Annotated in this window: 20 protein-coding genes; 10 read left to right on the top strand and 10 right to left on the bottom strand. The window is 63.4% G+C overall.

Translation table 11 applies throughout. The features are described 5' to 3' along the window. A complete protein-coding gene (locus FAA86_RS09515) occupies nt 1–1029 on the bottom strand; it encodes a histone deacetylase family protein (protein WP_136540068.1) in 1029 nt (342 codons plus the stop codon). 184 nt (nt 1030–1213) lie between these two features. Here FAA86_RS09515 and FAA86_RS09510 point away from each other — a divergent pair, with 184 nt between their 5' ends. Further along, nucleotides 1214–1825, top strand: a complete 612-nt coding sequence (locus FAA86_RS09510) for a TetR/AcrR family transcriptional regulator (protein ID WP_136540066.1) — start codon at nt 1214–1216, stop codon at nt 1823–1825. 48 nt (nt 1826–1873) lie between these two features. Further along, nucleotides 1874–3103, top strand: a complete 1230-nt coding sequence (locus FAA86_RS09505; RefSeq protein WP_136540064.1) for an MFS transporter — start codon at nt 1874–1876, stop codon at nt 3101–3103. Nucleotides 3104–3202: 99 nt separating this feature from the next. On the opposite strand, the gene FAA86_RS09500 is transcribed toward FAA86_RS09505, so the two are convergent. The 3 genes from FAA86_RS09500 to FAA86_RS09490 all read right to left on the bottom strand — a co-directional run bounded on the left by FAA86_RS09500 (nt 3203) and on the right by FAA86_RS09490 (nt 4832). Beyond that, on the bottom strand, nt 3203–3544 hold the full coding sequence (locus FAA86_RS09500; RefSeq protein WP_136540420.1) for a hypothetical protein: 342 nt from the start codon (nt 3542–3544) through the stop codon (nt 3203–3205). 151 nt (nt 3545–3695) lie between these two features. Beyond that, entirely contained in the window at nt 3696–4229 is a 534-nt protein-coding gene (locus FAA86_RS09495) for a GNAT family N-acetyltransferase (RefSeq protein WP_136540062.1), read from the bottom strand. Between the two features lie 18 nt (nt 4230–4247). Beyond that, a complete protein-coding gene (locus FAA86_RS09490; protein ID WP_136540060.1) occupies nt 4248–4832 on the bottom strand; it encodes a helix-turn-helix domain-containing protein in 585 nt (194 codons plus the stop codon). Between the two features lie 122 nt (nt 4833–4954). On the opposite strand from FAA86_RS09490, the gene FAA86_RS09485 reads away from it, so the two are divergent. The 4 genes from FAA86_RS09485 (at nt 4955) to FAA86_RS09470 (ending at nt 8642) form a co-directional block, all read left to right on the top strand. Continuing rightward, the gene (locus tag FAA86_RS09485; RefSeq protein WP_136540058.1) at nt 4955–5518 is read left to right on the top strand and encodes a helix-turn-helix domain-containing protein; all 564 of its coding nucleotides are present in this window, start codon (nt 4955–4957) and stop codon (nt 5516–5518) included. Nucleotides 5519–5600: 82 nt separating this feature from the next. Further along, nucleotides 5601–6803, top strand: coding sequence for a glycine C-acetyltransferase (locus tag FAA86_RS09480; RefSeq protein ID WP_136540056.1), 1203 nt, complete (start codon nt 5601–5603; stop codon nt 6801–6803). A 2-nt stretch (nt 6804–6805) separates the two neighbouring features. After that, nucleotides 6806–7831, top strand: coding sequence for an L-threonine 3-dehydrogenase (tdh, locus tag FAA86_RS09475; protein ID WP_183954630.1), 1026 nt, complete (start codon nt 6806–6808; stop codon nt 7829–7831). 82 nt (nt 7832–7913) lie between these two features. Beyond that, complete coding sequence (locus tag FAA86_RS09470; protein ID WP_136540052.1) at nt 7914–8642, top strand: MOSC domain-containing protein; 729 nt, start codon at nt 7914–7916, stop codon at nt 8640–8642. Here FAA86_RS09470 and FAA86_RS09465 read toward each other — a convergent pair. Continuing rightward, the gene (locus FAA86_RS09465) at nt 8627–10318 is read right to left on the bottom strand and encodes an FAD/NAD(P)-binding protein (protein ID WP_136540050.1); all 1692 of its coding nucleotides are present in this window, start codon (nt 10316–10318) and stop codon (nt 8627–8629) included. The two genes, FAA86_RS09470 and FAA86_RS09465, sit on opposite strands and share 16 nt — an antisense overlap. Before the next feature lie 166 nt (nt 10319–10484). Between FAA86_RS09465 and FAA86_RS09460 the strand changes: the two genes are divergently transcribed. After that, nucleotides 10485–10715: a DUF2171 domain-containing protein gene (locus FAA86_RS09460; protein ID WP_113460265.1), complete on the top strand. Its 231-nt coding sequence runs from the start codon at nt 10485–10487 to the stop codon at nt 10713–10715. A gap of 70 nt (nt 10716–10785) precedes the next feature. On the opposite strand, the gene FAA86_RS09455 is transcribed toward FAA86_RS09460, so the two are convergent. The 4 genes from FAA86_RS09455 to FAA86_RS09440 form a co-directional block, all read right to left on the bottom strand. Then, entirely contained in the window at nt 10786–11136 is a 351-nt protein-coding gene (locus FAA86_RS09455) for a hypothetical protein (RefSeq protein WP_136540048.1), read from the bottom strand. Nucleotides 11137–11319: 183 nt separating this feature from the next. Further along, complete coding sequence (locus FAA86_RS09450) at nt 11320–12036, bottom strand: DUF6065 family protein (protein ID WP_136540046.1); 717 nt, start codon at nt 12034–12036, stop codon at nt 11320–11322. Nucleotides 12037–12115: 79 nt separating this feature from the next. Beyond that, on the bottom strand, nt 12116–12895 hold the full coding sequence (locus tag FAA86_RS09445) for a zf-HC2 domain-containing protein (protein ID WP_136540044.1): 780 nt from the start codon (nt 12893–12895) through the stop codon (nt 12116–12118). Nucleotides 12896–12911: 16 nt separating this feature from the next. Continuing rightward, nucleotides 12912–13436, bottom strand: coding sequence for an RNA polymerase sigma factor (locus FAA86_RS09440; protein ID WP_136540042.1), 525 nt, complete (start codon nt 13434–13436; stop codon nt 12912–12914). Nucleotides 13437–13542: 106 nt separating this feature from the next. On the opposite strand from FAA86_RS09440, the gene FAA86_RS09435 reads away from it, so the two are divergent. Then, nucleotides 13543–14979: a S8 family serine peptidase gene (locus tag FAA86_RS09435; RefSeq protein ID WP_136540040.1), complete on the top strand. Its 1437-nt coding sequence runs from the start codon at nt 13543–13545 to the stop codon at nt 14977–14979. Between the two features lie 21 nt (nt 14980–15000). Here FAA86_RS09435 and FAA86_RS09430 read toward each other — a convergent pair whose 3' ends face one another. Beyond that, nucleotides 15001–15402: a ketosteroid isomerase-related protein gene (locus FAA86_RS09430; RefSeq protein ID WP_136540038.1), complete on the bottom strand. Its 402-nt coding sequence runs from the start codon at nt 15400–15402 to the stop codon at nt 15001–15003. Between the two features lie 81 nt (nt 15403–15483). Between FAA86_RS09430 and FAA86_RS09425 the strand changes: the two genes are divergently transcribed. Both FAA86_RS09425 and FAA86_RS09420 read left to right on the top strand, forming a co-directional pair. Beyond that, nucleotides 15484–16077 carry a GNAT family N-acetyltransferase gene (locus tag FAA86_RS09425; protein ID WP_136540036.1) on the top strand — a complete coding sequence of 198 codons (594 nt, stop codon included), beginning with the start codon at nt 15484–15486 and terminating at the stop codon, nt 16075–16077. Continuing rightward, nucleotides 16074–16949, top strand: a complete 876-nt coding sequence (locus tag FAA86_RS09420) for a carbon-nitrogen hydrolase family protein (protein WP_136540034.1) — start codon at nt 16074–16076, stop codon at nt 16947–16949. The genes FAA86_RS09425 and FAA86_RS09420 overlap by 4 nt, the downstream gene beginning before the upstream one ends. Nucleotides 16950–16959: the final 10 nt, after the last annotated feature.

Here is a 16959-nt window from a genome sequence, read left to right as displayed (position 1 = left end):
TCAGCCCTCCAGCCCCTTCAAGACGTTTGCCACGTTCAGCCCGATTTCCGGGACGCCGTAGCCGCCCTCCATCAGGGTCAGCACCGGCACACCACTCGCCGCGATCATCTCGCCCATGCGGATGTAATCCGGGCTCTTCAGCTTAAAGAAGCTGATCGGGTCCTTCTCGAAGGTGTCGACGCCGAGCGAAACGACGATGGCTTCGGCCCCGTAGGCCTTGATCTTCTTGAGGCTGTCCTCGAGTGCTGCCGACCAGATCTCGAAGGGCGTGCCTGAGGGCATCGGGTAGTTGGCATTCAGGCCCTCGCCCTCGCCCTCACCCGTCTCGTCGGCGTAACCGAGGAAGAAGGGGAAGGCGTCTTCCGGCTCGCCATGCAGCGAGGCGAAGAAGATGTCGCCGCGTCGATAGGTGATGTCCTGGGTGCCGTTGCCGTGGTGGAAGTCGACGTCGAGGATCGCGACTTTCTTTGCGCCATGGTCGATGAGACGCTGGGCTGCGACGGCGGCGTTGTTGATGAAGCAATAGCCGCCGAAGAGATCGATGCCGGCATGGTGGCCAGGCGGGCGGCAGAGCGAGAAGGCGAAGCGGTTGCCTTCGTTCAGCCAGTCGGCACCCGACAAGGCGACATCCATCGAGGCGATCGCCGCTTCATAGGTCCCCTTGGAAATCGAGGTTTCCGCCGAGTTGGTGTAATAGCCGACAGCGCCGTCGATGTTCTTCGGCACGCGACCCGTCTGGCTGCGACGGCAGGGGAAAGAAGTTGCGATCGCCTCGCCTTCGAATCCATGCGCCTGCCAGCGATCCCAGCAGGTTCGCAGGAATTCGAGATAACCGGCGTCATGCACCTTAAGTGCGGTTTCAAGCCCGTGTTCGGCCGGGGTGCGTACATCGGTGAAGCCCGCTTCCTTGACGCCCGCCAGCACCCATTCTGCGCGGAACGGCCCCTCGAAGGGCTTCACCAGCAGGCCGCCATGCAGTTCGGTCTTGGCGTCCCGCAGCTTGTGTTTTTCGGAATAGAATACGCGCATATCTTGAGTTTTCCCTCTGGTCGTTTTGCGCAAAACTTGCCTCGCCGCCGCCTCAGCCACAAGAGCATCGGCCTCAATTTTCCCGGTCATTCGACCAAAATCGGATCGGACAGCGCAGGCGCTTGACGAATTGAACCATTGCGCCTATTTGGAAACGATCGTTTCCTAATTGCGTGAAACCATGATGTCCGATGTCACCATTGCCAGCCGCAGCGCCGGCCGGCCGCGCGAGTTCGAAATCGACACCGCCCTCGATGCGGCCATCACCGTCTTTACCGAGCGCGGCTATCACGGCACGTCGATCACCGACCTCAAGGCGGCCATGGGCCTGACGGCTGGCAGCATTTACAAGGCATTCAAGGACAAGAAGGCGATCTTCCTCGCCGCCTTCGACCGCTACAAGCAGGTGCGGGCAGCGCTCCTTGCAGAAAAGCTTGAAGGCGCTTCGACCGGCCGCGAGCAGGTCCAGGCGATCCTGCATTTCTATGCCGAGGCCGCCTGCGGCGAGACCGGGCGACGGGGCTGCCTTGCCATCGGGGCGGCCGTCGAACTCGCGCTCTTTGACGCTGACGTCGCCGAGCGGGTGGCGCGGGCGCATGCCTTTACCCTTGCCCAAATCGAAGGCTTCCTCCTGAACGGCCAGAAAGACGGCTCCGTCTCCAGCGCGATTGACGCGCCCAGCACGGCGCTTTCCATCTTTTCCTTCCTTCAGGGCATCCGCATTGCCGGAAAATCCGGCCAAGACCCCGGCCGCACGCGCGCGGCGGCCGATGCGCTCCTGATATTGCTCGACTGACCGTTCAACCTCCCTCGATCCTCCCCCTCCTCCCCCGGAAACCGTGTCATGACCTCCACATCCTCCACTGCCGATCCCGTTCCAAGCGCCGGCGACGCAGCCCGCGCGCCCGGCCTTTCCGCCGGCCTCACCTTCATCATGGCCGCCGCCTGCGGCCTGATCGCCGCCAATCTCTACTATGCCCAGCCGCTCGCCGGCCCGATCGCGGAAGCCATCGGGCTGCCGCTGCATGCCAGCGGCCTGATCGTCACGCTGACCCAGATCGGTTACGGATTGGGGTTGTTCTTCCTCGTGCCGCTCGGCGATCTCGTCGAGAACCGCAAGCTGATCCTGATCATGATGGGTGTGGTCACAGCAGCCCTTGTTGCCGCCGGGCTTGCCACGACACCGCTTCCCTTCCTCGCGGCGTCCCTCTCGATCGGGCTTGGGGCCGTCGCCGTCCAGATGATCGTGCCCTTCGCCGCGGGGCTTGCCCCGGATCACGCGCGCGGCAAGGTGGTCGGCAATGTGATGAGCGGGCTGATGGTCGGCATCATGCTGGCGCGCCCGATCTCGAGCCTCGTGGCGCGTTTCGGATCCTGGCACACGATCTTCTTCCTCTCCGCCGCCGTCATGGTGGCTCTGGCTGCGGTCCTTGCCAGAAACCTGCCGCGGCGCGTTCCCAAGACGCATCTCGGCTATCTCGCGCTGATCGGATCGATGGGTCGCCTGCTCACCACGCAGAAGGTTCTGCAACGGCGCGCGGCCTATCAAGCCTTCCAGTTCTCCGCCTTCAGCCTGTTCTGGACGGTCACGCCGCTTTATCTCGCGAGCCCTGCCTTCGGCCTGACCCAAACAGGTATCGCCCTTTTTGCCCTGGCCGGTGTCGCGGGTGCCATCGCCTCGCCGATTGCCGGTCGCCTCGCGGACCGCGGCTTCTCAGGCCCCGCCACCGCCTTCGGTCTGTCGAGCGTATTGGCCGCCTTTCTCATGACCCTTGTCGTTCCGGAGGGATCCTGGATCGCGCTTACCCTTTTGACCCTCGCCGCCATTCTTCTCGATTTCGGCGTGACGACGACGCTGGTCACGGGCCAGCGCGCCATCTTCGGCCTCGGTGCCGAGCTGCGCAGCCGGTTGAACGGCCTGTTCATGGCGATCTTCTTCACCGGTGGCGCGATCGGCTCCGCGGTTGGTGCCTATAGCTATGCCCATGGCGGCTGGATGGCGGCCGCGCTCGTCGGAGCCGCCCTGCCCACGGCTGCGCTGCTCGTCTTCCTGACGGAGAAGCGCAAGCGCTGAGCGCCTCAGGCAATACTGTCCCATCAAAGCAAAGGGGCGGTTCTCCGGATCCACAGACCCGAAAAACCGCCCCGCCCCTCGGCCCCCGCCGAACCGATCTTACTCGGTCAGATTGATCTGCTCCGTCTCTCCGCCTTCGCAGGTGTAGCAGCAGTTGTCGCAATTTTCCGCATTGTCGGGGCCGGTGCCCCAATAGCTCTGCTTGTCGCCGGAAATCCAGGCGCCGTAGCAAATCGTCTCGCCTTCCTCGCAGGACAGCGGGATCTGCTTGGTCTCGCCGTCATCCAGATAGAAGACCTGGTTGTTGCCCGGCCAGACATAATCGCGGTCCTGGCTGTAGAGTTCGACCTCGACGGCGTTCGGATGGTCGTTGCGCATCACGAAGGTCACGTCCGCTGCCAAGGCCGGCGCGGCAACGGCCACCGCCAATGCCACACCCATCCATTTCAAAGTTGCTCTTGCAACCATACTGTTCCCCTTGCTCCCCTAAAGCCATGAAACTGCGGGACCATAAGCAGATGCTCATGCGGCTGAGAAGAGCCAGGCGCGGACGTTTTTTGGGTTAACTCGCTATCGCTTGCGAGCGATGCGATCAGGCAACAGTTTTCCAGAAGATCACCGTGTCGCAATAGCGCCCGTCGGGGAAAAGCGCGTAGTTCGGAATGATGCCCGAACGCTGCCAGCCGAGCTTTTCGTAGAGGCCTTCCGCCAGCTCGCCGGCCGCCGTATCGAGCACCAGCAGCGTGCGTCCGGCCCGGGCCGCGCCCTGCTCTGCCGCTGCCATCAGCGCCTTCGACAGACCGAGGCCACGGGCGTCGCGATGCACGAGCAGCTTCATCAGATCGCCGCGGTGTGGCTGATTGGGCTTCAGCGCAAATCCGACCTGCACCGTGCCCACGAGCCGTTCGCCGAGAAAGGCACCGTAAAGCAGGACCTCACCCCGTCCAACCGCCTCGGCCACGCCGCGCCAGAAGGCCTCACCATCCTCAGGCGCGAAAGGCGACATGAAACCGAGCGAGGCGCCACCCTCGATGCAATCGGCCAGTGTCTCGCAGAGGTCGGGCAAGGCAGCCAACGCATCGTCTTTCGAGAGTAGGCGGATTTCGGTCGTGGTCGTGGCAGTCATGTGGGCGGTCCTGTGGTGTCAGAGGGTCGTGGGGCCGAGGGAAATGACGACGGCATAGCGGGCGGGTCTGTCGGTCGGATTGCGGTAGCCATGGACGTCGCCGACATTCATGAACAGGCAGTCCCCGGCCTCCAGCCGGTGCACGGCGTCACCGACGGTCAGTTCGATCGCGCCGTCGAAGACCCAGACATGCTGGGTCTGGCTGCGGCCCGTGGGACGTCCGGGAAACCGCACTTCGGCACCGGCCGGAAACTCGACCTCGACGATATCGGTGCCGCTGCCCGTGCCCGGTGGCGAGACCGCACGGCGCACATATCCGCTTTCCGGATCGCGCCAGACCGGCTGGTCAGCACGACGCGCCAGCGGCGATGGCTCGGCCTCAGCGCTTGCGAAGAAGACCGAGAGGGAGACGCCGAGCGCCGAGCAGAGCCGCGCCAGGAGCGCCGCCGTTGGGCTTGCCTCCGAGCGTTCGATGCGCGAGATCATCGCCCGGCTCACGCCGGAGAGATCCGCCAGCTGATCGAGCGTCAGGCCGCGCTCGAGGCGCAGGCGCTTCAGCCGTTCGGCCACATGTTTCTCGAAGTGATCGCTCGATTCCATTATCTAAGAATTTCATTCGCGGATATTGGAGTCAAGCGGTGGACGCTTGCCTCTTTCACTCTGCCGCAGGCTCGGCGTAAAAGGATCCATCGGTCACCGCCGACAAAACCGCAGGACATGACCCCATGCAGCACACTCCCGAGATCGGCCCAGCCATCAAGCGCGAGCGCAAGGCGCGCAAGCTGACGCTCGAACAGCTCGGCACGCTGTCGGGCGTTTCGAAATCGATGCTGAGCCAGATCGAGCGCAGCGAGGCCAATCCGACCTTTGCCGTGCTCTGGAGCCTGACCCAGGCGATGGAGATCGAGTTGTCCGACCTCATCGGCAACGGCACGTCGGTTGCCGGGCGCGAGGAGATCGAGGTGACCTCGGTCATGCACACGCCGGTCATCCGCAGCGCCGACGGCTCCTGCCGGCTGAAGATCCTGAGTTCGCCGCGGCTCGCCGGCCAGACGGAATGGTACGATCTCGAAATGGACCCGGGCGGTGCGCTCGTCAGCCAGCCGCATTCGATCGGCGCCTTCGAACATTTCACCGCCTTTACCGACGGTTTCGAGATTTCCAGCGGCGGCAGCAAGACGGTCATCAGGGCCGGCGAAACCGCCCGTTACCGGGCCGATGTTCCGCATGCGATCCGCAATGCCGGGGCCGCACTCGGCAAGGGCCTGCTGGTCGTGCTACACAGGTAGGCGAAAAGGCAATTCCAAAATATCGATTGCCGCAGGGCAAAATTCCGATATGCTGGAATTATTCAGCATCGAGGGATTTCCCATGCAGACCGGCTTTCTCGACCACATCTCCGACATCCTCCAGGGCATCGAAGCCGATGGGCTTCTGAAACGCGAACGCGAAATCGTCAGCCCGCAATCGGGCCGCATCCAGGTGCGCGACGCCAAGGGCACGCGCGAGATGATCAATCTCTGCGCCAACAATTATCTCGGCCTTGCCAACCATCCCGAAATCGAAAAGGCCGCGAAGGCCGCGATCGACAGCCACGGCTTCGGCATGGCCTCGGTCCGCTTCATCTGCGGTGCGCAGGACATCCATCGTCAGCTCGAGCAGGCGATCGCCCGCTATCTCGACAAGGACGACGCGATCCTGTTTGCCGCCTGCTTCGACGCCAATGGCGGGATCTTCGAGACGCTGCTCGGCCCGGAAGACGCAATCATTTCCGACAGCCTCAACCATGCCTCGATCATCGACGGCGTGCGCCTCTCCAAGGCGAAGCGCTATCGGTATGCCAATTCGGACATGGATGCGCTGGAAGACGAGCTGAAACAGGCGATCGCCGACGGCACGCGCTTCCGCCTGATCGTCACGGACGGCGTCTTCTCGATGGACGGCTTTGTCGCCAAGCTCCCGGAGATCTGCGCGCTCGCCGAGAAATACGGCGCCATGGTGATGATCGACGAATGCCATGCCACCGGCCATCTGGGCGCCAAGGGCAAGGGCACGCCGACGCTGACCGGCGTCGGCACCCGCGTCGACATCATCACCGGGACCTTCGGCAAGACGCTGGGTGGCGCCATGGGCGGTTTCATCGCTGGTCCGAAAGCCGCCATCGACCTGCTCCGACAGCGGGCACGGCCCTATCTCTTCTCCAACAGCCTGGCGCCTGCCGTTGCGGCCGGCTCGCTGAAGGCAATCGAGATCGCCGAAAGTGCCGACGACCTGCGCGCCAAGCTCTCCGGTCACACCACACGTTTCCGCCAGGGCCTGACCGAGGCGGGCTTTGAACTGCTTCCCGGTGAAACGCCGATCATACCGGTCATGACCCACGACGCCGTGCTCGCCCAGAAGCTTGCCGCCGAACTCGACGCCCGAGGCGTCTATGTCGCCGGCTTCTTCTTCCCCGTCGTGCCCAAGGGCCAGGCCCGCATCCGCACCCAGATGTCGGCAGCGCTTTCCGAGGCCGATATCGACACCGCCATCGCCGCATTCATCGATGCTGGCAAGACCATCGGGATGATCTGACCATGAAGGCGCTTTCCAAACAGAGATCCGAAGCCGGCATCTGGATGATCGACGCGCCAGTCCCGGAGATTGGTCCCGACGACGTGCTGGTCAAAATCAATAAAACAGGCATCTGCGGCACCGACGTGCACATCTACAAATGGGACGAGTGGGCGCGGAAGACGATCCCCGTGCCGATGATCACAGGCCATGAATATGCCGGCGAGATCGTCGCCGTCGGCGCGAACGTGCGCAACCTCCAGATCGGCCAACGCGTGTCCGGCGAAGGCCATCTCGTCGGCATGAACAGCCGCGCCTCCCGCGCCGGCAAGTATCATCTCGACCCGGAGACGAAGGGCATTGGCGTCAACGTCCAGGGCACGTTTGCCGAATTCGCCAAGATCCCGGCCTTCAACATCATCCCGCTCCCCGACACGATCGACGACGAGATCGGCGCGATCCTCGATCCGCTCGGCAATGCCGTGCACACCGCGCTTGCCTTTGATCTGGTCGGCGAGGACGTCATCATCACCGGCGCCGGTCCGATCGGCATCATGGGTGCTGCCATCGCCCGCCATGTCGGCGCGCGTCATGTCGTCATCACCGACGTCAACCCGGAGCGCCTCGCGCTTGCAGCCGAAGTTGCCGACGTGCATCCGGTCAACGTGGCGAAGGAAGACCTGCGCGACGTCATGGCGAAGCTGAAGATGAAGGAAGGCTTCGATGTCGGGCTCGAAATGAGCGGCTCTCCCGCTGCCCTCGATCAGATGATCGACCATCTCGTGATGGGCGGACGCATCGCACTCTTGGGCGTCCCCGCCCGTCCCTTCCATTTCGATCTCTCCAAGGTCGTCTTCCGCATGGTGACGCTCAAGGGCATCTACGGCCGCGAAATGTTCGACACCTGGCATAAGATGCTCGCCATGCTCGAAAGCGGGCTGGACGTGCGCAAGGTCATCACCCACCGGATGAAGGTGGATGACTACGCTGAAGCCTTCGAACTGGCCTCAGCCGGCAAGGCGAGCAAGATCGTGCTCGACTGGACCTGACCGGAAACCTGGTCGAAGCGTTTTTGCTGGAACATTGAACGGCTGAACGGCGTATGGTGGTGGTCTGAAACGGGAAGCCATCATGCGGAAAATCGGTCGAGTGCAGGAAGTCTGGCGTTATCCGGTCAGTTCCGTGGGCGGCGAAGCCTTGTCCTCGATCACCGTCGCGCCGGAGGGCATACCGGGCGACAGGCGCTTTGCCCTCTTCGATCCGGAGACCGGTCTTGCTGCTGCCCCTGAACGCGAAACCCGCTGGCGGCCCGCGCTCTTCATCACGGCTTCGCAGCCAGCCTCGGGCCTCCCGGTGCTGCACTTCGCCGACGGCGCGCAACATGGCCTCGACGATCCCGACCTTCCAGACCGTCTCGCCGAACATTTCGGGTTTCCCGTCGGGATCGGGCTTGCCGGATCCGGCGATATCCGCCTGCCCGTCGTCTCCAACCGCTATACGCCAGCGCCGCTGCATCTCGTTACGACGGCCTCGGTTGCGGCACTCGCGGCGGCAGCGGGGCTATCCTCCATCGACACCAGACGCTTTCGGCCCTCGGTCTTCATCGAGACCCAGGACGGCCAGGGCTTCATGGAAAACGACTGGGTCGGCCAGTCCATCCGCATCGGCGAGGCCGAGATCCAGGTCACCGAGGCCTCGCGCCGCTGTGGCATGACACTGGTCGCGCAGCCCGGCCTCTCCGAAGAGCCCGACGTCCTGCGCGGCATCATGCGCCACAACAAGCGCAATCTCGGCGTCTATGCCGCGCCCACAGCACCGGTGAGGATCTCAGTCGGCGACCCGGTCTACGCGGATATCTGAAAGAGCGGTTCGTCGGACTTTACGACATCCGCCAGGATCGCCTTGCCGACGGTTTCCCCGATGTCCCGCGCGCTGGTGATCCCCTGCACGAAGGGCTCCTTGTGCAACAGGAAGGCGATCGCCGCGCAATAGAGCCGGGCCGTCGAAGGCAGGCCGAGCCGCGGACGATAAAACTCATCGACGTCGATGCCCCCGGTGCGCACCATAGCGGGGTCTCGGTCGGGCAACTGGAATGCGCCTGGTTTCGGCGTCGCCGATTCCCGCACCCCGCCCTGAGCGACAAGGGTCGGAAATGGCAGATCCGTAGCCGACAGCGTCTCCTGACCGGTCGCATCGATGAAGGCGCCGAAGCGATGGGTCGTCTCGCCCACCACGACCTCGGCGCCATGATCCAGGCCGTCCTCGGCGGTGCGGATCTTGTAGTCTTCGCCGAGCCTCAGGATCGAGAGCTTGCCGGCCCGCGAGAGCGCCAGCAATCGGCGGATCGACATCAGCGGGACCGTTGCATAGTCGTCGATGAAGATGCCCTTGAAGTGCCGGTGGAAGCGCTTCAGGTCGTTTTCGTCGAGATGGGGAATGACGCGCGCCACGATCTCATGCGTGATCAGGATCGCGTAGCGCCACGGCACGGTATAGCGCTTCGCGCGGTTCTCCTCGGTCTCGGCCAGGTTCTTCGCGGCCCAGACAAAGGGATCGTTTTCTGTGCGATCGGCATAATAGGCCGCCGCGAAGGTTTCGACCGTCAGCTGCGACAGGCCGATGCGCGCGGCATAATCCGGATCGCGGGCAACGATTTCACCGCGGAAGAGATCGAAGACGTCATCGAGCAGGTCGTGACGACCTGTCGCGATCAGCGCGTCGACGGCTTGCTCGGTGCAGATCAGCGGCGTCACATAGGGCAGCGGACAATAGAAGTCCGCTTCAGGGAGGATGCCCTTGCGCGACATCAGCGTTGCGGTGAAGCCTTCGGTATCGGCTGCCGGCTGGTATTGCAGGTCGCCCGCCGCATCGCTGTAGAACATGCCATGCGCGGTCGCCACCGTCATCAGGGCGTCGATGCCGCTCAAGGATGTGCCGAGAATGCCAACGGCCTCGTTGCGGATCGACGTCAGCACGGTCGCCGGCCAGGGCGAGACGAAATAGCCGGGGCGGATTTCCGTGCTGTCCGGCCAGTTGTGGCCCGTTGCCATCACGACGTGATCGAAGCTCGCATCCTCCTCGCCCTCGGAATGCGCGACGCGCAGACGGATCGCTTCCGGCTGGATTTCGATGTCCACCACCTTGTGGCGCGCCCGCACATAAATCTCGTGGCCGTGATCGGCGGCAATGGCCAACATCCGCTCGAACTGCGCCTGCATGTAATCGCCCAGCACGAGGCGCGGGTAGAACTCCCGCTCGTCGATCGTCTCGCGGCGAATGCCATGACGCATCAGCGCCTCGTCATCCTGCCGCCGCAACCAGTCGACCAGGGTCTCGGTGAAGGCCGGCAGTTCGATGCTCGGGATGTTGGAGAGCATCGCCGGATCGTTCATGTCGGGGTGGTAGGGCGTTCCCTTTCCGGGCTCACCTTCCGCTTCGTAAAGGGTGATCGACAAGGGAACGGTCGAGCCGATCAGTTGTTTGAACGTGTAGAGGCCGGTGGGACCGGTGCCGATGATCGCAATTCTCGGGAACATATGTGTACTCGCTGGCGGCGAAGGATCTCGCGCGCGTGACATTCAATGCACGTGAGCGGAGGATGTTCCGCAACGGGCCTGTCGCGCCCTGCGGCGAATGGCCCCGGAACAAATTCCCCTCGTCGCGCCTTTCCCAGCCATCGCAACACCCGAAGGAAGATGACCGATGATTTCTGCAGATCAGATCCGCGAACACATGGAAGTTCTGGCCCAGGACGGCGCCCATGTCGGCACCGTCGACCACATGGATGGCGCAAGCCGCATCAAGCTGACCAAGAACGATTCCGCTGACGGCCAGCACCACTACATCCCGCTCGACTGGGTCGACCACGTCGATCAGCACGTGCATCTCTCGAAGGATGCCGATGCCGTCAAGCGTGACTGGTCGGTCAACTGATCCCCATCAGTTCCCTATAAGGAGGCCGCGGCAATGCCGCGGCCTTTTTCGTTTCGATCCGATGCAGGGATCAATCGTCGTCGTCGGACGAGTTGGACGACGAGTTCGACGAAGAGTTGGAGGACGAGTTCGACGAGGAATTCGAACTCGAATTGTTGGACGAATTGGAGCTGCTGTTCGAGGACGAGTTCGAATTGCTGTTGGAATTCGAATTGCTCGAGGAGTTCGACGAACCGTTCGAGTTGCTGTTCGAACTCCAACCGCGGCGATCGTCGTTGCGGCCGCCAGAGCGCGCATAGGAGCGGCCCTCACCCGTCGCCCGGTCGAGGAAGCGGGTCAGCGGATCGTCGGCCAGAGCAGGGGCCGGGGCGGTGGTGCCGATGGCGAGCACCGAGCTCAGGATGGCGATGAATTTCTTCATGGTCAGTCTCCTTGGTTTCTTTCACGGCAGCACGTCGGCTGCATGGGAAGAACGGACCGCCTCGAGGTTTATTCCGACAAAACTCATTTATTTTCAGATATTTAAATCTCAATTGCGGCAAAACCGGAAGCACCACCCGAAACGGCGTTCCGGGTGGTCAACGACAGGATGATGCTGGTCTTCTCAGCGCTGGGCGCGGGCGAACTTCCGGTACCAGCCTTCGGAGGCGATCGTCTTGCGGAAGATCGTCCTGCGTGTCGTCTGCTCTTCTTCCGTCTCGGTGCGGATGTCGCCTTCGAGATCCGAGGTCTCGCGCCGGAAGGGGATCACCTGGACGATCGGCGTGCCGCGTTCGAGCACATGCAAACCATCCGGCCCGGTTGCGAAAAAGGGAAAATGGATTTCCGACTGATAGGTATCGGTATCAACGACGCCCGCAGCGACCTCAAAGAGCCCGTTTGGACGGTTGAGCGGCGATACGAAAAGACAGCTCCAGCCGGGCGGCGTGCGAATGGTCCAGTAGTTGTGAAACTTGCAGGGCGGCAGCGGGTCACGCGGATTGCCGGCCACCTGGTGGGTGGCATGGTTGCTGACAAGCGTGCGATCGAAATCCCAACCGCAATTCACCGTGCGGCCGCCATCGGAAATTTCCATGCGTACGGTTGCCGGCAGGCCGATTACCCAGCCTGCCATCATCGCGTCGAGGAAGGGCATGCAGCGTTTCACCGTCAGGCCGCTATCGGTCGGCGAGACCTTGGCCTCAGTCACTGCCGGCAGCTTCCGGAACCATTCGGGCAACACGGTTTTGGCCCGAACCGGCGGCGTGATCACACCTTCGTCCTCGGGACGGCAGGTGAAGGTGATGCGGGGTGTCGGACGTTTCAGCAGCGACAGCTTCATCGGCTTTCTCCAGATCCTAGTCTGCTCTGGAGAACGGATGGGGCGGGAGGTTATTCCCGTCCGCGTCATTTTTTTCGTTTCAGCGGCTGCGAAGGGCTTCGATATCGGCGATTTCTTCCTGGGGCGACAACGGCGCACCAGCGCCGATGCCGGAAAGGAAGGCATCCAGCGTGTCCGTGGTCGAGGCCGGCACGTAGCCTTCCGCGACCGGGTTGGTCAGAGCAAATCGCGTCTGCCAGCCCGCCGGTCCATGGCAGGCCACCGCCGTGGTCACGGCATCTGCCGCCTTGCGCTCGTATTCGCGGCAGAGATGCCCTTCGGCATCGCGAAAGCTCGCGATCATATGCAGGCTTTCGGATTCAGAGAGCGCGCGGTCCCCGCCCGAGGGCAGGGTTTCCAGCGCCTCGTTCAGCGCCAGGTTTGCGCCATCCGGCGCAACACCGGTCGATTGGCCAAGCAGGAAACCGCCGAGACCAACGACGATCCCGACGAAGGAGGCAGCGAGTGCCATCCCCCAGGGCGACGAAATCGCCGATCCCGTGGACCGAGCGGCAGACGTGGATGACGCACGCGGCCTGAGCGGCACGACAGTCTCGGTTGTTTGCGGCTGGGCACCCTGTGTCTGCCGGGCTGTCGCGATCGCAGCGGCGAGGGAGGCCTGAAGTGCTGCCGGCACCGGCTCATTGATCAGCGGCTTCATAGTCGCCGAGAGCTCATGTCTCGTGTCCATGAATACGGCGAGGCGCTCGGCCAGAGCCTCGTCCTCGGCAAGTGCTGCCTCGATCTCCTCCTGTTCGGCGGGAGCGAGTTCGCCATCGGCAAAGGCCATCAGCATTTCGTCGGAAATCGCGCGTGTCATGGAGTGTCCGCCTTTCTCATGGCGAAGAACGTCTGGCTTCGGGATTTATTCCCGTCAATTCGGAAAGTGCCTTTCGGGCGCGGGCGAGCCGGCTCATCACCGTGCCTACCGGGATTTCCAGCACATCAGCGGCATCGCGGTAGCTCAGCTCCTCGATGCAGACCAGCACCAGAACCTCGCGCTGCTCAGGGGGCAATTCCTGCAATGCGACCTGTACCCGTTCAAGCGCCAGCCGCGCCTCGCTCTGCGCTTCGCCGGAGCCGACGGAGAGATCGTGCATCTCGTCGATATCAACCGCTGGCCCTGCCGTCTTCTGTCGACGCAGCTGGTCGAGCCAGAGATTGCGCAGGATACGAAATACCCAAGCATCGAAGCGCGTATTTGGGTCGAAGCTCGAAGCCGCGGCCAAGGCCCGCTCGCAAGTCTGCTGAACGAGATCGTCGGCGACGTCACGTGCGCGGCAGAGCGAAATCGCAAAACGCCTGAGGTTCGGCAGGAAGGAGACAAGGCGCTCTCCGACGATATCGATCGGTTCAACCATAAAAACTTCCGTGTCTCCGGAATAAACCGGCGGCTCGCGCGTATATCCCTGCAGGACGGCCGCCGACCGGCGCAAAATCCCGGCGGCGACAAGGGAGAGATGGAACATGGATCGGGTCTTTGCAAGGTTGCTCGGCGGATTGCTGGGACTCGCGATGGTCCTACCTCCACCCGTCTCCCTCCCCCTCTACCCGACACTGCCGTTGGTTTCGTCCGCATTTGCGGATGACGACGATGACGGTGGTGGGGACGATGATGATGATGATGATGGTGACGATGGCGGGGGTCGGCGCAGCGAAGGCGGCTCCGGTCGATCAGGGGACCGCCCCTCTTCGAGGCCATCCGGCTTCACGCTGTTTCCTTTCCTGCAGCCCCAACGTCCAGCACCCGTTCGTCGCGCAGCCACAGCCATTCCCGATCGCGTGCCGAACGAAATCATTGCCGTCGGTCTGCCCGAGGCCGCCATCACCCAGTTGACCGAAGAAGGTTATGCCGTTGCCGAGCGCCAGAGCCTCGGCCTGGTGACCGCCGGCCCCGCCACCGAGATCGTGCGTCTCGTCGTGCCGCGTGGCACCGGGCTGGAGGCGGCGCGCGAGAGGGTCACATCCCTTGCCCCGGTCGCTCAGGTCGACTTCAATCACTATTACCGGCCCGAGCAGACGGAAACCGCCCCCTATTGCGGCGGCCAGAGTTGTGCGCTGGTGCGCGAGATCATCGGCTGGCCCATTGATCCCGCAGGACTTGTGCAGCGCTGTGGAAGCCTGCCGACGATCGGCCTGATCGACACCGCCATCAACCCGGATCATCCATCACTCGGCGATGCGCGGCTCGAAGTTATCCGGATCACCGACGATGCGCTGCCGCAATCCGGGCGCCAGCATGGGACGGCGGTTGCGGCTCTTCTCGTGGGTGCGGCCGGCAGCCGGGCGCCCGGCCTTCTGCCCTCATCCAAGGTGGTCGCCGTCGATGCCTTCCGAAGGCTTGGCGGATCGGCCGATGTCGCCTCCACCTTCGATCTGGTCAGGGCGCTCGATGCGCTGGCGGGTCGCAATGTGCGAGTGATCAATCTCAGCCTCGCCGGTCCGGACAATGCATTGCTGAAGACAACCGTGGACGCCATGATCGAGCGTCGCGTGATCCTGGTCGCAGCGGTCGGCAATGCCGGACCCAGGGCGAAACCACTCTATCCCGCCGGCTATGACGGGGTGATCGCCGTGACGGCTGTCGACAAGGGCCGCAATGCCTATCGCCGCGCGAACCAGGGCGCGCATGTCGATATCGCCGCCCCTGGTGTCAATGTCTGGACCGCCGCCTCGATCAGCGGCGCCCGTCCGAAGAGCGGCACATCCTTTGCCGCCCCCTTCGTCAGCGCCGCGGCCGCCGTCCTTCTCGCAGAGCGGCCGGAGCTCACACCAGCACAGATGGCCGAGGCGCTCTCCGGACTGGCGCAGGATATCGGCAGCCCCGGCAAGGACCAGGTCTTCGGCTGGGGCCTGCTCGATGCCCGGCGTCTGTGCACGGCCGAGGCCTCAGTTCAGCCCTGACTGCGAAGCCGCGGCGGCCGTTCAGCCGCCGACCTGGGCGATCCAGTCGGGGAGGCTGTAATAGTTGGAGATGCGCGCGACCTTGCCGTCGCGGATCTCGAAGAAGGCGCCGGCTGGCAGACGATAGGTCTGGCCGTTGGCTTCCGGCAGACCTTCGTCGGTCGCGAGATAGGTGCCGTTGACGATGAACTCGGCCGCACCGCGCGTACCGTCCTCGTTCACCATGATCACCATGTCGGTGAGCTCTTCCTTGTAGCAGCGGTTCATGTGGTCCATGAACTTGGCGAAAGCGTCCTTGCCCGTCTGGCGGGCACCCTGGTTGATGTCATGGGCGACATCGTCGGTGAGGAGCGAAAGGAAGCGGTCCATGTCGCCGGCATTGAAGGCATCGTAATAGGCACGGATGGTGGCGGCGGCGGTCATCGGTCACTCCTCGTCGTGGAATTGCTTTCTCAGGTCGTCCTGGATGGGTATAACCACTCCGCAACGGACTGAAAACACTCTATGACGCTCACGATCCAATCCTTTTCCGGCAGCGACGCGACGCCCTATTTCGACGACCTTGCAAGGCTTCGGATCGCGGTCTTCCGCGACTTTCCCTATCTCTATCATGGCGACAGCGACTATGAGCGCCAGTACATGGAGACCTATGCGCGGTCGGAAGGCTCGATCTTTGTCCTCGCCATCGACGATGGCAAAGTCGTCGGTGCCTCGACGGGCACACCGATGATTTCGGAGACAGACGAGGTCCAGGCACCCTTCATCGCCGCTGGCCGCGATCCGGCCGACTATTTCTATTTCGGCGAAAGCGTGCTTCTGCCGCAGTATCGCGGCCAAGGCATCGGCGTGAAATTCTTCGAGGGCCGCGAGGCGCAAGCAAAGAGGCTCGGCCTGCGCTACGCCACCTTCTGCGCCGTCGAACGCCCTGCCGATCATCCGCGCAGGCCCGCCGATTACCAGCCACTCGACGTCTTCTGGGCCAAGCGCGGCTATACCCATCACCCCGAGCTTCGCACGACCTTCACCTGGCGCGACCTCGACGAGACCGTCGAGAGCCCGAAGCCACTTTCCTTCTGGATCCGGGATCTCACAGCATGACAACCCTCACGCTCGCCGCCTGCCAATACAAGATCGACCTCATCGAGACATGGGAGGATTACGTCCTCCACCTGACGGGCCTGGTGCATCAGGCCGTCGAGCGGGGCGCAAAGCTCGTTCTGCTGCCGGAATATGCCGGTCTGGTGCTCGCCGGCCAGCTCGATCCTCAAACCCGCTCGGACCTGCATGGCTCGATCGCCGGCATCCAGCCGCTGATTCCGGCCTGGGTCAAGCTCTGCGAGGAGCTTGCCCGCACGCATCCCATCGTCTTCCAGCCCGGCTCCGCACCGGTGCTCGATCCCGATGGCCAATACCGCAACCGCGCCTTTCTGTTCGGCCCCGACGGTCTGATCGGTCATCAGGACAAGATCATCATGACCCGCTTCGAGCGCGAGCAATGGGGTATCGCCGCCGGACGCGACGGCCTCACCGCCTTCGACACGCCACTCGGCAAGCTCGGCATCCTCATCTGCTACGACAACGAATTCCCGATGCTGGCGCATGGCCTCGCCGAACAAGGCGTCGACCTCATCCTCGCCCCGTCCTGCACCGATACGCTGGCTGGCGCCTATCGCGTGCGCATCGGTGCTCAGGCCCGGGCACTGGAAAACCAGATTGCCGTGCTCGCCTCCCCCACCGCGGGCACCGCGCCCTGGTCCCCGGCCCTCGACGAAAACCGCGGCCGCGCCGCCCTCTACGTTCCCTCCGACTACGGCATGCCGCCCAATGGCATCTATGCCGAAAGCGAGAGCGACACTGTCGAAGAAAGCCACTGGTTGATCACCGAGATCGACCTCGACATGGTCCGCCGCCTCCGAACCGAAGGCCAGGTCGCCACCCGCCGAGACTGGCCGGAGCAGTTCGGGGTGTGAGTGCTGATCC

The organism is Rhizobium rosettiformans W3 (assembly GCF_004912135.1).
GTDB lineage: Bacteria > Pseudomonadota > Alphaproteobacteria > Rhizobiales > Rhizobiaceae > Allorhizobium > Allorhizobium rosettiformans.
The sequence above is the reverse complement of the archived record's forward strand: the minus strand, read 5'-3'. Positions and strand labels throughout refer to the sequence as shown.

Bases quoted from the DNA above. Each gene is read 5' to 3' on its own strand.
- FAA86_RS09445 (WP_136540044.1), bottom strand. From the start codon at position 12,895: ATGACACGCGCGATTTCCGACGAAATGCTGATGGCCTTTGCCGATGGC.
- FAA86_RS09515 (WP_136540068.1), bottom strand. From the start codon at position 1,029: ATGCGCGTATTCTATTCCGAAAAACACAAGCTGCGGGACGCCAAGACC.
- FAA86_RS09480 (WP_136540056.1), top strand. From the start codon at position 5,601: ATGCAGACCGGCTTTCTCGACCACATCTCCGACATCCTCCAGGGCATC.
- FAA86_RS09420 (WP_136540034.1), top strand. From the start codon at position 16,074: ATGACAACCCTCACGCTCGCCGCCTGCCAATACAAGATCGACCTCATC.
- FAA86_RS09470 (WP_136540052.1), top strand. From the start codon at position 7,914: ATGCGGAAAATCGGTCGAGTGCAGGAAGTCTGGCGTTATCCGGTCAGT.
- FAA86_RS09430 (WP_136540038.1), bottom strand. From the start codon at position 15,402: ATGACCGCCGCCGCCACCATCCGTGCCTATTACGATGCCTTCAATGCC.
- FAA86_RS09435 (WP_136540040.1), top strand. From the start codon at position 13,543: ATGGATCGGGTCTTTGCAAGGTTGCTCGGCGGATTGCTGGGACTCGCG.
- FAA86_RS09440 (WP_136540042.1), bottom strand. From the start codon at position 13,436: ATGGTTGAACCGATCGATATCGTCGGAGAGCGCCTTGTCTCCTTCCTG.
- FAA86_RS09510 (WP_136540066.1), top strand. From the start codon at position 1,214: ATGTCCGATGTCACCATTGCCAGCCGCAGCGCCGGCCGGCCGCGCGAG.
- FAA86_RS09450 (WP_136540046.1), bottom strand. From the start codon at position 12,036: ATGAAGCTGTCGCTGCTGAAACGTCCGACACCCCGCATCACCTTCACC.
- FAA86_RS09500 (WP_136540420.1), bottom strand. From the start codon at position 3,544: ATGGGTGTGGCATTGGCGGTGGCCGTTGCCGCGCCGGCCTTGGCAGCG.
- FAA86_RS09505 (WP_136540064.1), top strand. From the start codon at position 1,874: ATGACCTCCACATCCTCCACTGCCGATCCCGTTCCAAGCGCCGGCGAC.
- FAA86_RS09460 (WP_113460265.1), top strand. From the start codon at position 10,485: ATGATTTCTGCAGATCAGATCCGCGAACACATGGAAGTTCTGGCCCAG.
- FAA86_RS09425 (WP_136540036.1), top strand. From the start codon at position 15,484: ATGACGCTCACGATCCAATCCTTTTCCGGCAGCGACGCGACGCCCTAT.
- FAA86_RS09455 (WP_136540048.1), bottom strand. From the start codon at position 11,136: ATGAAGAAATTCATCGCCATCCTGAGCTCGGTGCTCGCCATCGGCACC.
- FAA86_RS09495 (WP_136540062.1), bottom strand. From the start codon at position 4,229: ATGACTGCCACGACCACGACCGAAATCCGCCTACTCTCGAAAGACGAT.
- FAA86_RS09485 (WP_136540058.1), top strand. From the start codon at position 4,955: ATGCAGCACACTCCCGAGATCGGCCCAGCCATCAAGCGCGAGCGCAAG.
- tdh (WP_183954630.1), top strand. From the start codon at position 6,806: ATGAAGGCGCTTTCCAAACAGAGATCCGAAGCCGGCATCTGGATGATC.
- FAA86_RS09465 (WP_136540050.1), bottom strand. From the start codon at position 10,318: ATGTTCCCGAGAATTGCGATCATCGGCACCGGTCCCACCGGCCTCTAC.